The 15495-nt window shown below is 69.7% G+C and carries 14 protein-coding genes and 1 other RNA gene; all 15 read left to right on the forward strand.

The window, feature by feature from the left end:
• The first annotated feature begins 42 nt into the window (after window positions 1-42).
• Window positions 43-852 carry a methyl-accepting chemotaxis protein gene (locus Q8Q88_RS07710; RefSeq protein WP_305674614.1) on the forward strand — a complete coding sequence of 270 codons (810 nt, stop codon included), beginning with the start codon at window positions 43-45 and terminating at the stop codon, window positions 850-852.
• A complete protein-coding gene (locus Q8Q88_RS07715; protein WP_305674615.1) occupies window positions 789-1121 on the forward strand; it encodes a hypothetical protein in 333 nt (110 codons plus the stop codon). Before Q8Q88_RS07710 ends, Q8Q88_RS07715 begins: the two co-directional genes overlap by 64 nt.
• A gap of 34 nt (window positions 1122-1155) precedes the next feature.
• Window positions 1156-1537: RNase P RNA component class A (rnpB, locus tag Q8Q88_RS07720), an RNA gene on the forward strand.
• Window positions 1538-1813: 276 nt separating this feature from the next.
• Window positions 1814-2278 (forward strand): division/cell wall cluster transcriptional repressor MraZ, encoded by a 465-nt coding sequence (locus Q8Q88_RS07725; protein ID WP_305674616.1) that lies wholly within the window; start codon window positions 1814-1816, stop codon window positions 2276-2278.
• Between the two features lies 1 nt (window position 2279).
• A complete protein-coding gene (gene rsmH, locus Q8Q88_RS07730) occupies window positions 2280-3212 on the forward strand; it encodes a 16S rRNA (cytosine(1402)-N(4))-methyltransferase RsmH (RefSeq protein ID WP_305674617.1) in 933 nt (310 codons plus the stop codon).
• Window positions 3209-3649 (forward strand): cell division protein, encoded by a 441-nt coding sequence (locus Q8Q88_RS07735; RefSeq protein ID WP_305674618.1) that lies wholly within the window; start codon window positions 3209-3211, stop codon window positions 3647-3649. Before rsmH ends, Q8Q88_RS07735 begins: the two co-directional genes overlap by 4 nt.
• Window positions 3646-5388 carry a penicillin-binding protein 2 gene (locus tag Q8Q88_RS07740; protein WP_305674619.1) on the forward strand — a complete coding sequence of 581 codons (1743 nt, stop codon included), beginning with the start codon at window positions 3646-3648 and terminating at the stop codon, window positions 5386-5388. Before Q8Q88_RS07735 ends, Q8Q88_RS07740 begins: the two co-directional genes overlap by 4 nt.
• Window positions 5388-6842, forward strand: coding sequence for a UDP-N-acetylmuramoyl-L-alanyl-D-glutamate--2,6-diaminopimelate ligase (locus Q8Q88_RS07745; RefSeq protein ID WP_305674620.1), 1455 nt, complete (start codon window positions 5388-5390; stop codon window positions 6840-6842). Before Q8Q88_RS07740 ends, Q8Q88_RS07745 begins: the two co-directional genes overlap by 1 nt.
• Window positions 6835-8232 carry a UDP-N-acetylmuramoyl-tripeptide--D-alanyl-D-alanine ligase gene (gene murF / locus Q8Q88_RS07750; protein ID WP_305674621.1) on the forward strand — a complete coding sequence of 466 codons (1398 nt, stop codon included), beginning with the start codon at window positions 6835-6837 and terminating at the stop codon, window positions 8230-8232. The genes Q8Q88_RS07745 and murF overlap by 8 nt, the downstream gene beginning before the upstream one ends.
• A complete protein-coding gene (mraY, locus tag Q8Q88_RS07755; RefSeq protein ID WP_305674622.1) occupies window positions 8232-9341 on the forward strand; it encodes a phospho-N-acetylmuramoyl-pentapeptide-transferase in 1110 nt (369 codons plus the stop codon). The genes murF and mraY overlap by 1 nt, the downstream gene beginning before the upstream one ends.
• 18 nt (window positions 9342-9359) lie before the next feature.
• Window positions 9360-10775, forward strand: a complete 1416-nt coding sequence (gene murD, locus Q8Q88_RS07760; protein ID WP_305674623.1) for a UDP-N-acetylmuramoyl-L-alanine--D-glutamate ligase — start codon at window positions 9360-9362, stop codon at window positions 10773-10775.
• A 91-nt stretch (window positions 10776-10866) separates the two neighbouring features.
• Window positions 10867-12039, forward strand: a complete 1173-nt coding sequence (gene ftsW, locus Q8Q88_RS07765; protein WP_305674624.1) for a putative lipid II flippase FtsW — start codon at window positions 10867-10869, stop codon at window positions 12037-12039.
• 9 nt (window positions 12040-12048) lie between these two features.
• Window positions 12049-13146, forward strand: a complete 1098-nt coding sequence (gene murG / locus Q8Q88_RS07770; RefSeq protein ID WP_305674625.1) for an undecaprenyldiphospho-muramoylpentapeptide beta-N-acetylglucosaminyltransferase — start codon at window positions 12049-12051, stop codon at window positions 13144-13146.
• Window positions 13143-14555 carry a UDP-N-acetylmuramate--L-alanine ligase gene (gene murC, locus Q8Q88_RS07775; RefSeq protein ID WP_305674626.1) on the forward strand — a complete coding sequence of 471 codons (1413 nt, stop codon included), beginning with the start codon at window positions 13143-13145 and terminating at the stop codon, window positions 14553-14555. The genes murG and murC overlap by 4 nt, the downstream gene beginning before the upstream one ends.
• Entirely contained in the window at window positions 14552-15457 is a 906-nt protein-coding gene (murB, locus tag Q8Q88_RS07780) for a UDP-N-acetylmuramate dehydrogenase (protein ID WP_305674627.1), read from the forward strand. The genes murC and murB overlap by 4 nt, the downstream gene beginning before the upstream one ends.
• Window positions 15458-15495: the final 38 nt, after the last annotated feature.

Consider the following 15495-nt stretch of genomic DNA (forward strand, 5'->3'; position numbering starts at 1 on the left):
CGGCGGCTGATCGGGCGGCCGCAATCCCCGGGGAGGGGCCACTTGGCAAGTGCAGACGCGGGTCTCGTCCCGGAGCGGATTCTCGAGCTTTCGGAGCGGCTGTCGGCCGTGGCCGGCGGCAAGATCGGCGAGATCTCGGCGATTAACCGTCAGGCGAAGATGCTGGCCATTAACGCCCTGATCACCGCGGCGCGGGCGGGGGAGGCCGGCAAGGGCTTCGCCATCGTCGCCGAGGAGTTCAAGCGCATCGCCGCGGAGATCGACGAGGTGGCCGGGGCCATGGAGAGCCAGGTGCGAGCCGACCTGGCGGAGCTGTCGGCGGTGGGCGCGGCGATCCTCTCCCACCTGCGCGGCCAGCGGGTGGCCGACCTGGCGCTGAACGCTATCGAGATCATCGACCGCAATCTCTATGAGAGGACCTGCGACGTGCGCTGGTGGGCGACGGACTCCGCCGTGGTCGCTTGCGTCGCCGACCCCTCGGAGGCCGCCAGCCGCTTCGCCAGCGACCGGCTGAAGGTGATCCTGGACGCCTACACTGTCTATCTGGACCTGTGGATCTGCGACGCCAAGGGCAAGGTGGTGGCCACCGGTCGGCCGCAGCGCTACCGGCCGCGGTCGGGCTCAATGTCTCGCGCGAGCCCTGGTTCGAGCGGGCCGTTCGCACCCGCTCGGGCGACGAGTTCGTGGCCTGCGACGTGGAGCGGGCCGCGGCGCTGGAGAACGCCCCGGTCGCCACCTACGCCACCGCCATTCGCCGGGAGGGCCGTGCCGACGGGGCGGTGCTCGGCGTGCTGGGCATCCACTTCGACTGGAGCCCACAGGCCCACGCGGTGGTCGACGGCGTGCGGCTGACGGAGGAGGAGCGCGCCTGCTCCCGCGTCCTGCTGCTGGACCACGCCGGCCGTATCCTGGCTTCGTCGGACCGCAAGGGCGAACTGGACGAGGTGTTCCGCCTGCCGTCGGACGCCGCCGACCTGGGCAGCTACGCCGCCGACGGCGTCACGGTCGGCTACGCCCTGACTCCGGGCTACGAGACCTATCGCGGCCTGGGCTGGTTCGGCTGCATCGCCCAGCGCGAGTCCGGGGCGGGCGCTGGCCGCGCGCGTGGACACGCAGCTTGACCGCCGCCACCGCAACCCTCACTTATCCCCGCGATCAGACGGCCGGGCGGTCGCGGCGGCGCAAGCCGTCGAGGAAAGTCCGGGCTCCACAACGACATGGCGGCGGGTAACGCCCGCCGAGGGCGACCTCAGGGATAGCGCCACAGAAAGCAAACCGCCCGGACCTCGGTCCGGGTAAGGGTGAAAGGGTGGGGTAAGAGCCCACCGCGGGCCTGGTGACAGGACCGGCATGGCAAGCCCCGCCAGGAGCAAGACCGAATAGGGACGCTGCGCCCATCTCGCATGGGCAGGACTGTCGTAGGTCCGAGGCGTCCGGGTAGGTCGCGAGAACCGTCCCGCGAGGGACGGTCCAGAGGAATGATCGCCGCGCCGGTTCGCCGGCGGCACAGAACCCGGCTTATAGGCCGTCTGATCCCTTCATCCGTCCACGGTGCTTCGAAAACGCCGGTTATACTTAACGCGTTCGATGTATGTTCTGTGAATTGTTTACGCGCATTAACCATAAGTCGGTGCGACATCTTTGAATTTGCGTGAAATCACCACCTAGAGTCATTGTTTCCCAATTGATCCCATGTTAACCCAATCATCGTCCGCTGAGGTATGGGGCGCGTCGCGGCGGGGCGGGGCGCGTGAGCCATCCGAAGGCGGGGAGGGGCGGCCCATTCGGGGCCGCCGATTGGGGTTTCGGCGGGATGTTTCTCTCGACATTCGAGAAACAATTGGACGCCAAGCGGCGCATCGTTGTGCCGCAGGAGTTTCGCGCCCTGGTCTCTGGCCCCTTCGACGGAATCATCTGCTTTCCATCCATTGAAGCCGATTGCATCGAGGGCGGCGGGAAAGCCTTGTTCGACCGCTACCTGTCGCTGATCGAAGAGATGCCGTTCGGCGACCCAACGCGCTCGGCGCTGGAATTCTCCGTCCTGGGCGGCCAGGCGAAGATGAGCTTCGACACCGCCGGTCGCATCACCCTGCCCGAACAGCTCTGCGACATGTTCGGTCTCACCGACGAGGTTGTCCTGGTGGGCCTCGGGGACCGGTTCCAGATCTGGGAGCGGGAGGCCTTCCAAGGCTATCGCGCCGCCCAGCGCGAACTGGCCCGCGAGGGCCTGGCCCAGCTCCGCGCCCAGCAGCGCGCCGCCAAGCTGGGGGTGGCCTGACTTGGACGACGCCCCCCATGTCTCGGTCCTGCTCGATGAAGTCGTCGCGGCCCTGGAGCCCGGCCCCGGCAAGCTGATCGTCGACGGCACCTTCGGGGCCGGAGGCTATTCCCGCGCCCTGCTGGCCACCGGCGCCCAGGTGACGGCCTTCGACCGCGACCCCAGCGCCGCGCGCTTCGCCGAGGGTCTGGGCGACCGGTTCCGGCTGATCGAGGCCTGCTTCTCGGAGATGGACGAGGAACTTGGCGAGGCCGCCGTCGACGGCGTGGCTCTCGATCTCGGCGTCTCCTCCATGCAGATCGACGAGGCCGAGCGCGGCTTCTCGTTCATGCGCGACGGCCCGCTGGACATGCGCATGGGCGCTGACGGTCCGACGGCCGCCGACCTGGTCAACACCGCCGAGCCGGCCGAGCTGGCGCGGATTTTCTGGGTCTATGGCGAGGAGCGCGAGTCCCGACGGATCGCCCGGGCCATCGTGCGGCGGCGCGAGACCGAACCCTTCACCCGCACCCTGGACCTGGCCGAGCACATCGAGCGCGCCCTGGGCGGCCGTCGCGGTGCCAAGGTGCATCCAGCGACCCGCGCCTTCCAGGGCCTGCGGATCGCGGTCAATGACGAACTGGCCGAGCTGGAGGCAGGCCTGGTGGCCGCCGAGCATGTGCTGAAGGCCGGTGGCCGGCTGGCGGTGGTCACCTTCCACTCGCTGGAGGACCGGATCGTGAAGGCCTTCTTCACCGTCCGCGCCGGCAAGACCCCTGGCGGCTCGCGCCACGCGCCCCCGGTGGAGGCCAAGGGTCAGCCCAGTTTCAACCTGCTGTTCAATGGCGCCCACGCCCCGTCCGACGACGAGGTCCGGGCCAATCCGCGCGCCCGCTCGGCCAAGCTGCGCGCGGCCGTGCGCACCGAGGCCCCGGTCTGGAGGGAAGCCGCATGAGTGTTTTCAGCCGTAAGATCAGGGGATTCCGACTGGTCGACGTGGTCGCCGCGGGCCTGCTGGTGGCGATCATCCTGTCGGTCTACCTGGCCAAGACCATCGCCGGGGGCGAGCGGACCGAGATCGCCACGGTGGAGAAGCAGATCGAGGCCGAGCGCGACCGCATCCGCCTGCTGCAGGCCGAGGTCGCCCACCTGGAGCAGCCCTCGCGGATCGAGCAGCTCTCGGCCGCCCACCTGGGCATGGCGCCGATGGCGGCCAAGAACGAGATCACCCCCGAGACCCTGGGCGACGTCATGCTCGCCGCCCAGCTCAAGGCCGCGACCGCCAAGCGTGCGGCCGAGCCTCCCAAGGTCGAGGTCGCCGCCCCGGTCGAACCGGCCGCCAAGCCGCTGACCCAGGTTGCGCGCGTCAGCATCCCGGGCGTGCAGCAATGACCATGGCCCATCCGTCCTTCCAGCCGCCGGGCTGGCGCTGGCTGAAGGCCCAGGTCTGGGGCCTGGAGCATGCCTTCGAGCGCGCCAAGGCGGCGGGCAAGGCAGAGGACGACACCCGCATCCGCATCTTCTTCGTCCTGGCCCTGTTCTCGGCCAGCTTTCTGACGCTGGCCATCGGCGCCACCAACTCCGCGGTGTTCTCCAACCTCGGACGCGGCGATGGCGGCGCGGCGGCGGTCGGTTCGGCGCGGGCCGACCTGGTGGACCGCAACGGCGCCATGCTGGCCGCCGACCTACTGCACTACGGGCTCTACATCGATCCGCAGGAGATCTGGGACAAGGGCGAGGTCCGTCGCGCCTTGCTCGGCTCCATCCCCTCGCTCACCCCCGCGCGGCTGAACAGGGCGCTCAACGGCCAGCGCCGCACCTTCGTGCTGGGCGGGCTGACGCCTGAGTCCCGGGCCAGGGTCCATGCGCTCGGCCTGCCGGGGGTCACCTTCGAACGCGAGGAGCGCCGGGTTTATCCCCTGGGCCAGACCGCGGCGCACCTGATCGGCTTCGCCGACACCGGCGGGGTCGGGCTGGCCGGCGCCGAGCGGGCGCTGAACGACCTCGCCCACCAGAACGCCGCCGCGGGTGCGCCGGTGGCCCTGTCCATCGACCTGCGGGTCCAGGCCGCCCTCGAGGACGAGCTCTACAAGGCCGCCACGCTGCATCAGGTGAAGGGCGCCGTCGGCATCGTCACCAACGTCCACACCGGCGAGATCCTAGGCGTGGCGAGCTATCCGACCTTCGATCCCAACCAGGCGGGGAAGAGCTCGCCGGACGCCCTGACGAACCGGGCCGCGGCCTCGGTCTACGAGATGGGCTCCACCTTCAAGGTGTTCACCGTGGCGCTGGGCCTGGATTCCGGGACCGCGACCCTGGCCTCGACCTTCGACGCGCGCGCGCCGCTGACCATGAACGGCCGGACGATCCGCGACTACCACGCCGAGAACAAGGTGATGTCAGTGTCAGACATCTTCATCCACTCGTCCAACATCGGCACCACCAAGCTGGCCCTGCAAGCCGGCTCCGGCACGGTGCAGAAATATTACAAGGCTTTCGGCCTGACCACGGCCGCGCCGGTAGAGCTGCGCGAGAGCGCCAAGCCGATCGTGCCGCGCCGCTGGGACGACAATGATGTGGCCTCGACCTCGTTCGGCCACGCGATATCGGTCTCGCCGCTGGCCGTGGCCGCAGGCATGGGCTCGGTCCTCAATGGCGGGACCTATGTGCCGCTGACCATCCGGCCGGTGAAGCCCGGCTTCCGGCCAAAGGGCGCGCGCGCGGTCTCCGAGGAGACCTCCCGCGCCATGCTGGACCTGATGCGGGTCAACGTGGTGCGCGGCACCGGCGGCAAGGCCAATGCGCCAGGCATGCGGGTGGGCGGTAAGACGGGTTCGGCCAACAAGGTGATCGGCGGGCGCTACTCGAACAACATCCTCGTCTCGTCCTTCGCGGCGGTGTTTCCCACCGACGGCCCGCTGGACGCCGACCGCTATTTCGTGCTGATCCTCATGGACGAACCCAAGGGCACGTCGGAGACCTACGGCTTTGCCACCGGCGGCTGGACGGCCGCTCCGGCGGCGGGCCGGGTGATCGACCGCATCGGACCGTTCCTGGGCGTCGACCGCCGCCCCGAGGTGGTGGGAACGACGCCGGCCGAGGCCGTGGTGCCGATCGAGAGCGAGCACTGATGAGCCGGCGTCTCTCAGACTTGGTAGCCCGAGATCTCGCCGAAGATCCGGCGATCGAGGGCGTCACCGCCGACAGCCGCAAGGTGCGTCCGGGCTTCCTGTTCGCGGCCCTGCCAGGCTCGAAGGTCGACGGGCGCGAGTTCGCGGCCAAGGCCGTGGCGGGCGGCGCCGTGGCGGTGATCTCCGGCGAGGACATTCCAGGCCTCGGCGTTCCGGTGATCGTCGTCGCCGATCCGCGCCGTGCCTATGCGCTGGCCGCCCGCGCCTTCTGGGGCGCGCAGCCGCCCGTGGTGGTGGCGGTGACGGGCACCAACGGCAAGACCTCGGTCGCCGCCTTCTGCCGCCAGATCTTCAACCGCGCGGGCCGCAAGGCCGCCAGCATGGGCACGCTTGGCGTTCGCGCCACGGGCCCGAGCCTGGACGTGCAGCTGACTCCGCCCGGCCTGACCACCCCCGACGCGGCCGACGTGGCCGAGCTGATGGCCAGGCTCGCCGGCCTGGGCGTGACCCACCTGGCGCTGGAGGCCTCCTCGCACGGGGTGGACCAGCGTCGCCTCGACGGGGCCGAGCTGACGGCCGCGGGATTCCTGAACCTGACCCAGGACCACCTCGACTATCACGGCACCATGGGCGTCTATCGCGAGGCCAAGCTGCGGCTGTTCAACGCCCTGCTGCCGCGCGGACGCACCGCTGTCCTGAACAGCGACTCCGACGCCTACGAGGCCTTCGCCAGCGCCGCGGTCACCTCGGGCCAGACCGTCATGTCGGTCGGGGCGGCGGGGCAGGGCCTGGTCCTGCTGGCCCGGACGCCGACCCCCGAGGGCCAGGCGCTGAAGATCGGCTTCAAGGACAGGATCTACGACGTGCGACTGCCGCTGGTCGGCGGTTATCAGGCGTCCAATGTCCTGGTGGCCGCGGGCTTGTGCATCGCCGCGGGCGAGGACCCAGCGACGGTGATGGCCGCGCTGGAGACCCTGGAAGGCGCGCCGGGCCGGCTGCAGCACGTCGGGGCGGGGCTGCGCGGCGGCGAGGCCTATGTGGACTATGCCCATACCCCTGACGGGCTGGAGACGGTGCTCCAGGCCCTGCGGCCGCACGTTGAGGGCCGGCTGATCGTGGTGTTCGGCGCCGGCGGCGACCGCGACAAGGCCAAGCGCCCGCTGATGGGCGCGGCGGCGGCCAACCATGCCGACATCGCCATCGTCACCGACGACAATCCGCGCAGCGAGGCCCCGGCCGAGATCCGGGCCCAGGTCCTGGCCGGCGCCCCTGGCGCCAGGGAGATCGGCGACCGCCGCAAGGCCATCCAGGCCGCCGTCGCCCTGATGGCCAAGGGCGATGTCCTGGTGGTGGCCGGCAAGGGCCACGAGCAGGGCCAGACCATCGCCGGCGTGGTCCATCCCTTCGACGACGTGACCGAGGTCGCCACCGCCCTGGAGCCTGTCCATGGCTGAGCCGCTCTGGACCGCCGAGGAGATCGCCAAGGCCGTCGACGGTAAGGTTACCGGCGACGACTTCGCCGTGCACGGGGTCTCCATCGACACCCGCTCCATCGAGACCGGCGACCTGTTCGTCGCCCTGGCCGGGGTGCGCGACGGCCACGAGTTCGTCAGCCAGGCCCTGGCGGCCGGGGCCACGGGCTCGCTGGCGTCTCGGCCGATCGAAGGCTCGGCCGTGATGGTGGAAGATACCTTCAAGGCATTGGAAAAACTGGGGGAAGCAGCTCGCGATCGAGCGCCTCGGGCGCGGCGCGGCGCGGTCACCGGTTCGGTCGGTAAGACCAGCGTCGCCCAGGCCGTCCGGGCCGGACTGATGCTGGCAGGCAAGGGCCATTCGTCGGTCAAGAGCTACAACAACCATATCGGCGTTCCGCTGACCCTGGCGCGGATGCCGCGCGACACCGAGCGCGCAGTGTTCGAGATCGGCATGAACCACGAGGGCGAGATCGCGCCGCTATCGCGCTTCGTCCGACCCCACGCCGTGGCGATCACCACGGTGGGCCCCGTGCATGTGGAGAACTTCCCGGACGGCGAGGCGGGCGTGGCCCGCGCTAAGGCCGAGATCTTCGCCGGCATCGAGCCGGGCGGCGTGGCGGTGCTGAACGCCGACAACAAGTGGTTCGAGCTCTTGAGCGCCGAGGCCCGCAAGGCCGGGGCGGAGGTCCGCAGCTTCGGCTCCGGCGAGGCCTGCGACGCGCGGCTGATCGACTTCCAGCCCCAATCCGGTCACGCGATGGTCCAGGCTCGCCTGCACGGCAAGGCGCTCGACTTCCCGATCCTGCAGACCGGCTTCCACTGGGGCCCCAACAGCATGGCCGTGCTGCTGATGCTGGAGGCGCTGGACGTCGACCTGGGCGACAGCCTGGCGGCGTTGGGCAGCTTCGAGCCCCTGGCCGGCCGCGGGGCGGAACGTCAGATCCGGCTGCCGGCCGGCGCCTTCACCTTGATCGACGAGAGCTACAACGCCAATCCGATCTCCATGGCCGCGGCCTTCGCCTCGCTGGGCGCGCGCAAGCCCGCGGGGCGGCGGATCGTCGCGCTCACCGACATGCTGGAATTGGGCGCCGAAGGCCCCGCATTCCACGCGGGGCTGGCCGAACCGCTAGCGAGCGCCAGGGTCGACCTGGTCTTTTGCGCAGGCCCCCTGATGAAATCGCTGTGGGACGCCCTTCCGTCGACTCGGCGCGGGGGCTACGCCGAGACAGCGGCCGAGCTTGGGCCGCTGGTCGCCCAGGCCGCAGAGCCTGGCGACCTTGTGATGGTCAAGGGTTCGAACGGCTCGAAAGCCGGTGCGGTGACCGCCGCGCTGACGCTGCTCGACGCGCGTTCCGGGGAGGCGGGCTGATGCTCTATTGGCTGTATGAGCAGCTCTCGGCCGGTGGGCATATCCCTGTCCTCAACCTGCTGAAATACCTGACCTTCCGCACGGGCATGGCGCTGTTCACGGCGCAGCTCGTGGTCGTGCTGCTCGGCTCGCGCTTCATCCGTTTCATGCAGATCAAGCAGGGCAAGGGCCAGCCGATCCGCAAGGAGGGCATCGAGCGCCACGTGATCGAGAAGGCCGGCACGCCCACCATGGGCGGGGTGATGATCCTGGCCGGACTGCTGGTCGGCACCCTGCTGTGGGCCGACCTCAGCAATGTCTACATCTGGGCCGTGCTGCTGGTGACGGCGGGATACGGCACGCTGGGCTTCCTCGACGACTATGCCAAGGTCGCCAAGCAGACCACTGAGGGGGTGTCCGGTCGCCTGCGGCTGATCCTCGAGATCCTGATCGCCGTGGCGGCGATCACAATGATCATCCTGTTTGGGTCCAACCCGCCGGAATCCCCGAACCTTTCGACCTCGATCGCCTTCCCGGTGTTCAAGCAGCTGGTGGTCGACCTGGGCTGGTTCTACCTGGCCTTCGGGGCCTTCATCATCGTCGGCGGCGGCAATGGGGTGAACTTCACCGACGGCCTCGACGGCCTGGCCATCGTGCCGGTGATGATCGCCGCGGCCGCCTTCGGCCTGATCGCCTACCTGGTCGGCAACTATGTCTTCTCCCAGTACCTGCAGCTGCACTTCGTCCCCGGCGTGGGCGAGGCGGCGGTCTATTGCGGGGCCATGATCGGCGCCGGCCTGGGCTTCCTCTGGTACAACGCCCCGCCGGCCAAGATATTCATGGGCGACACCGGCTCCCTGGCGCTGGGCGGCGGCATCGGCGCGGTGGCCGTGGCCACCAAGCACGAGATCGTGCTGGGCCTGATCGGCGGGCTCTTCGTGCTGGAGACGCTGTCGGTGATGATCCAGGTCGCCTACTTCCGGATGACCGGCAAGCGGGTCTTCCTCATGGCGCCGATCCACCACCATTTCGAGAAGCTCGGCTGGTCGGAGTCCACCGTGGTGATCCGCTTTTGGATCATCTCGATGATGCTGGCCCTGCTGGGTCTCGCCACCTTGAAGCTGCGGTAGGGGAGGGCTCGCACAGTCATGATCCCGGTCCGTGGCTTCGAAGGCAGGACGGTCGCCGTTTTCGGTTTGGCGCGCACGGGTCTGACCGCGGCGCAAGCCCTGCTGGCCGGCGGGGCCAAGGTGGCCCTGTGGGACGAACGCCCGGAAGGCCGTGCGGCGGCGCAGGCCCTGGGTCTGCCGCTGCTGGACCTCACCACCGCCGACTGGTCGCAGTTCGCCGCCCTGATGCTGTCGCCGGGCGTGCCGCTGACCCATCCTGCCCCGCACTGGACGGTGGAGCGCGCCAAGGCCGCTGGAGTCGAGATCGTCGGCGACATGGAGCTGTTCGCCCGCGCCGTGAACGCCGCGCCCGAGCACAAGCGTCCGAAGATCGTCGCCATCACCGGCACCAACGGCAAGTCGACCACCACGGCCCTGATCGGCCATATCTGCGCCAGCGCCGGCCGCGACACCCGCATTGGCGGCAATATCGGCGTGGGCGTCCTGGGCCTGGACGACATGCACGGCGGCGCTGTCTACGTGTTGGAGATGAGCTCTTACCAGCTCGACCTGACCCACAGCCTGAAGCCCGACGTCTCGGTGCTGCTGAACATCTCGCCCGACCACCTGGAACGGCACGGCGGCATGGAGGGCTATGTGGCCGCCAAGCGCCGCGTGCTGCTGAACCAGGGCAAGGGCGACACGGCCGTCATCGGGGTGGACGATCCCTGGGGCCAGCGGATCTGCACCGAGATCACCGCCGCCAACCGCCGGACCATCGTGCCGATCTCGGCCTCCAAGGCCATGGGCCGCGGCGCCTATGTGCTGCAGGGCCTGCTCTATGACGCCACCGGCGAGCGGGCGACCGAGATCGCTGACCTGCTGCGGGCCCGCTCCCTGCCGGGACGGCACAACTGGCAGAACGCCGCGGCCGCATACGCCGCCGTGCGCGGCCTGGGCGTCTCGCCGCAGGAAGCGGCCGAGGGGCTGATGACCTTCCCGGGCCTGGCGCACCGGATGGAGACCGTTGGTCAGGTCGGCCGCGTGCGCTTCGTCAACGACAGCAAGGCCACCAATACCGACGCGGCCCGCCAGGCCATGTCCAGCTATCCCAAGTTCTACTGGATCGCCGGCGGCGAGCCGAAGACCGGCGGTATCGACTCGCTGGCCGACCTCTTCCCGCGCATCGAGAAGGCCTATCTGGTCGGCGACGCCCAGGCCGCCTTCGCCAAGACCCTGAAGGGCAAGGCCCAGGTCGCCGAGTGCGGGACGATCGAGGCCGCTGTCGCCGCGGCCTATGCCGACGCCGCGGCCACCGGCCAGGACGCCATCGTCCTGCTGTCGCCGGCCTGCGCCTCTTTCGACCAATTCGCCGACTTCGAGGCCCGCGGCGAGGCGTTCCGGGGCGCGGTCATGGGCCTGAGCCAGCCCGCGGCCAAAGGCGCGCGCGCCTAGGCCGCACCGGCCCGGTCAAGAAGATTTAACCATGGGCAGGTCTTCTGCAGAACACGGAAGCCCACATGCGAACCGCTTCGATGGACCCGCGATGAAACCCACCCAAGCCCATGCCTTCGCCCGCAGCGACAGGTCGCAGATGGGCGTGTGGTGGTGGACCACCGATCACTGGATGCTGGGCGCCGTCGCGGCCCTGATCGCCACCGGCGTCTTGATGTCCTTCGCCGCCAGCCCGGCGGCGGCGGCGCGCCTCAACATCGGCGACCCGTTCCATTTCGCCGTGCGCCAGTGCGTCTTCGCCGTGGCCGGCGCGGCCATCCTGGTCTCGGCCTCGATGCTGGACGGGCGAGGGGTCAGGCGCGCGGCCTTCTTCATCTACCTGATCGCCATCGCCGTGATGATCGCCCTGCCGTTCATGGGCCATAGCGCCAAGGGCGCGACCCGGTGGATCAGCTTCGCGGGTTTCACCCTGCAGCCGTCGGAATTCATGAAGCCGGCCCTGATCGTGCTGGTCTCCTGGATGTTCTCCGAGGGGCAGAAGGGGCAGGGGGTGCCCGGCGTCTCCATCGCCTTCGGGCTCTATTTCCTGTCGGTGGGCCTGCTGCTGATCCAGCCGGACGTCGGCCAGACCGTGCTGATCACCGTGGCCTTCGGCGCGGCCTTCTGGATGGCGGGCGTGCCGCTTTCCTGGGTGATGCTGCTGGGCGGGGTGGCGGTGGTGGGCCTCTCCTCGACCTATTTCCTGTTCCCGCACGTGGCCAGCCGGGTCGACCGCTTCCTGAGCCCTGAGCGCGCCGACACCTTCCAGGTGGACCGGGCGGCCGAGGCCATCGCCGGCGGCGGTCTGTTCGGACGCGGTCCCGGCGAAGGGGTGCTGAAGCGCAACATCCCCGACGCCCACACCGACTTCATCTATTCCGTGGCGGCCGAGGAGTACGGCCTGATCTTCTCCCTGTTGCTGATCTCGATCTTCGCCTTCATCGTGGTGCGCGGGCTCTACAAGTCGATGAAGCTGTCGGATCCCTTCGAGCAGGTGGCGGCCGCGGGGCTGTTCGTGCTGGTGGGCCAGCAGGCCTTCATCAACATCGCGGTGAACCTCAACATGATCCCGACCAAGGGCATGACCTTGCCGTTCATCTCCAGCGGCGGGTCGTCCATCATGGCCATCAGCCTGACCCTGGGCATGGCCTTGGCGCTCACCCGTCGCCGCCCGGGCGCCTATTCCCAGACCGAGGGCCTCGCCAAGGCCGGCGCCTTCGCCTAAACGCTGGCCATGGCAAAGATCGCCGTCGTCGCCGCCGGGGGCACCGGGGGCCATCTGTTTCCCGCCCAGGCCCTTGCCGAGGCGCTGATCGCGCGCGGCTGGCGGATCGTGCTCGCCAGCGACGAACGCGTCGCGGCCTTCGCCGGGAGCTTCCCGGCCGAGGAGCGCATCGGGCTGTCGGCCCGGACCTACAAGCCGCGCGATCCGGTGGGCATGGCCCTGGCCGGCGTCTCGATCGTCCGCGGCGTGATGCAGGCGCGCAAGGCCTTCGCCCGGATCGATCCCGACGTGGTGGTGGGCTTCGGCGGCTATCCCTCGGTTCCGGGCCTGCTGGCCGGGATCACCCAGGGCCGGCCGACGGTGATCCACGAACAGAACGCGGTCATGGGCCGGGCCAACCGCCAGCTGGCGGGCTATGTCCGGGCCGTGGCCTGCGCCTTCCCGATGCTGCAGAAGGCGCCGGAGAAGGTGGCCAGGAGCGCCGTGGTGGTTGGAAATCCCGTGCGTCCGGAGATCCGCGCCCTGGCTGAGCTGCCTTATGTCGCCCCCGAGGCGGACGGCCCGATCCGCATCCTGATCACCGGCGGCAGCCAGGGCGCGCGGCTGCTGTCCGAATTGCTGCCGGAGGCGATCCGCAAGCTGCCTGAGAGCCTGCGCCAACGCCTGACGGTGCAGCAGCAGACCCGGCCGGAATCCATGGAGATCGCCCGCCAGATCTATGCGGACGCCATGGTGGTCGCCGAGATCGCGCCGTTCTTCCGCGACATGGCGGGACGGCTGCGTGACGCCCACCTGGTGATCGGCCGCTCGGGGGCGGGCTCGGTCTGCGAGTTCGCCGTGGCCGGCAAGCCCGCCATTCTCATCCCGCTTGCCATCGCGCTGGACGACGACCAGGGCCAGAACGCCCGGGTGCTGGTCGAGGCCGGGGGCGCCGAGGTCTGCCGCGAGAGCCAGCTCACGATCGATGTCATGGCGACCGCGCTGGAAAAGCTGCTGACCAATCCCGAGCGCCTGGTCCGCATGGCCGCGGGTTCGCGCTCGATCGCCAAACCCGACGCCGCCGAACGGCTGGCCGACCTCGTCGAGAAGACCGCCGCCAAACGATGAACAAGCGTCCCGTCCCTTTCGCCCTCGGCCCCGTCCATTTCATCGGCATCGGCGGCATCGGCATGAGCGGCATCGCCGAGATCATGCTGCGCATCGGCTATACGGTGCAGGGCTCCGACGCCAAGGCCGGCCCCAACACCGAGCGGCTGCAGAAGCTGGGCGCCAAGGTGTTCATCGGCCAGGACCCGGCCAATGTTGAAGGCGCCTCGGCCATCGTCTATTCGACCGCCATCAAGGCCGACAATCCCGAGATGGTCGCCGCGCGCGAGCAGCGCCTGCCGCTGGTCCATCGCGGCGAGATGCTGGCCGAACTGACCCGCCACCAGTTCTCCGTGGCCATCGCCGGCACCCACGGCAAGACCACCACCACCTCGATCGTCGCGGCGCTGCTCGACGCTGGCGGCCTGGACCCGACGGTGATCAACGGCGGGATCATCAATGCCTATGGCGCCAACGCCAAGGTGGGCGAGGGCGACTGGATGGTCGTGGAGGCCGACGAGAGTGACGGCACCTTCCTGCGTCTGCGCTCGACCTGCGGCATCGTCACCAATATCGATCCTGAGCACCTGGACTATTACGGCGACTTCGACACCGCCAAGAAGGCCTTCCAGACCTTCGTCGAGGGAGTGCCCTTCTATGGCTTCACGGCGGTCTGCACCGACCATCCCGAGGTCCAGGCCATGGCCGCCCGAGTGGTGAACCGCCGGCTGGTCGCCTACGGAACCAATCCCCAGGCCGAGGTCCGCGCCGAGAAGATCAGCATGGGACCCGACGGCTCGCGGTTCGACGCGATCTTCGCGCCCCAGCACGGGGAGGTCACCCGCCTGGACAACCTGCACCTGCCGATGGCCGGCCAGCACAATGTCCTGAACGCCCTGGGCGCCATCGCCGTGGCCCGCGAGCTGGGGGTGTCGGGCGAGGACATCCGCAAGGGCCTGGCCGGCTTCGGCGGGGTGAAGCGGCGCTTCACCACCACCGGCGTTGCGGGTGGTGTCCGCGTGATCGACGACTACGGCCACCACCCGGTGGAGATCTCCTCGGTGCTGAAGGCCGCCCGCGCGGTGACCGAGGGCCGGGTGATCGCCGTGGTCCAGCCGCACCGCTATTCGCGCCTGCACGACCTGTTCGCCGAATTCTGCGGCTGCTTCAACGACGCCGACACGGTGATCGTCGCCGACGTCTATACGGCCGGCGAGAGCCCCATCGAGGGGATCAGCCGCGACGCCCTGGTCGAGGGGCTGCGCCGCTTCGGCCATCGGCGGGTGCTCGCCCTGGAGAGCCCGGCCGACCTGGCCCGCATGGTGGCCGAGGAAGCCCGGGACGGCGACCTCGTGGTCTGCCTGGGCGCCGGCGACATCACCACCTGGGCCTACGCCCTGCCGGGCCAGCTCGAGGCCCTGGCCAGGTGAGCTGGCGCGACGCCCTGCCGGCGGTGCGCGGGAAGCTGCTGCGCGACGAGCCGCTCGGCCCGTTCACCTGGTTCCGGGTCGGCGGACCGGCCGAGGTGCTGTTCCTGCCGGCCGACCACGCGGACCTGGCCGCCTTCCTTCGGGAACTGCCGTCGGGCGTTCCGGTGGCCGTCCTGGGCGTCGGGTCGAACGTCATCGTCCGTGACGGCGGGGTTGAGGGCGTGGTCATCCGCCTGGCGGGCCGGGCCTTCGCGGGCGTGGAGGTTTCGGCGGCCGAGCATCGCATCACGGTCGGCGCCGCCGCCCTGGACTCTGCCGTGGCGCGGGCCGCGGGCAAGGCCGGCCTGGCGGGACTGGAGTTCTACGCCGGCATCCCCGGCTCCATCGGCGGCGCCCTGACCATGAACGCCGGCTGCTACGGCGCCGAGACCAGGGACGTGCTGGTCTCGGCCTGGGGCTATGACCGCTCGGGCCAGAGGCGCGACTTCCTGCTGGAAGATTTCGGCTACACCTATCGCCACAGTCAGGCCCCGCCCGGCATGATCTGGATCGAGGCCGTCTTCCAGGCCTGGCCCGACGATCCCGCCGCCGTCGAGGCGCGGATGGCCGAGATCACCTCCCGGCGCGAGACCACCCAGCCGATCCGCGAGAAGACCGGCGGCTCGACCTTCAAGAACCCACCCGGCCAGTCGTCCTGGAAGCTGGTGGACGCCGCCGGCTGGCGCGGCAAGGCCTATGGCGGTGCGATGTTCTCGCCGCTGCACGCCAACTTCCTGATCAACGCCGGCGAGGCGACCGCCGCCGACCTGGAAGGTCTGGGCGAGGCCGTGCGGGCCGATGTAAAGGCCAAGCTGGGGATCGAGCTGGAATGGGAAATTAAGCGCATCGGGCGGCCCGGTTGACCCTGAAACGAGAAACGCCGCCGATCTCGCGAACGGCG

Source organism: Phenylobacterium sp., from assembly GCF_030697925.1.
Taxonomy (GTDB): domain Bacteria; phylum Pseudomonadota; class Alphaproteobacteria; order Caulobacterales; family Caulobacteraceae; genus Phenylobacterium.

Excerpts from the sequence above, each read along its gene's own strand:
- Q8Q88_RS07725 (WP_305674616.1), top strand. The coding sequence starts at position 1,814 with ATGTTTCTCTCGACATTCGAGAAACAATTGGACGCCAAGCGGCGCATC.
- Q8Q88_RS07735 (WP_305674618.1), top strand. The coding sequence starts at position 3,209 with ATGAGTGTTTTCAGCCGTAAGATCAGGGGATTCCGACTGGTCGACGTG.
- Q8Q88_RS07740 (WP_305674619.1), top strand. The coding sequence starts at position 3,646 with ATGACCATGGCCCATCCGTCCTTCCAGCCGCCGGGCTGGCGCTGGCTG.
- Q8Q88_RS07745 (WP_305674620.1), top strand. The coding sequence starts at position 5,388 with ATGAGCCGGCGTCTCTCAGACTTGGTAGCCCGAGATCTCGCCGAAGAT.
- murF (WP_305674621.1), top strand. The coding sequence starts at position 6,835 with ATGGCTGAGCCGCTCTGGACCGCCGAGGAGATCGCCAAGGCCGTCGAC.
- mraY (WP_305674622.1), top strand. The coding sequence starts at position 8,232 with ATGCTCTATTGGCTGTATGAGCAGCTCTCGGCCGGTGGGCATATCCCT.
- murD (WP_305674623.1), top strand. The coding sequence starts at position 9,360 with ATGATCCCGGTCCGTGGCTTCGAAGGCAGGACGGTCGCCGTTTTCGGT.
- ftsW (WP_305674624.1), top strand. The coding sequence starts at position 10,867 with ATGAAACCCACCCAAGCCCATGCCTTCGCCCGCAGCGACAGGTCGCAG.
- murG (WP_305674625.1), top strand. The coding sequence starts at position 12,049 with ATGGCAAAGATCGCCGTCGTCGCCGCCGGGGGCACCGGGGGCCATCTG.
- murC (WP_305674626.1), top strand. The coding sequence starts at position 13,143 with ATGAACAAGCGTCCCGTCCCTTTCGCCCTCGGCCCCGTCCATTTCATC.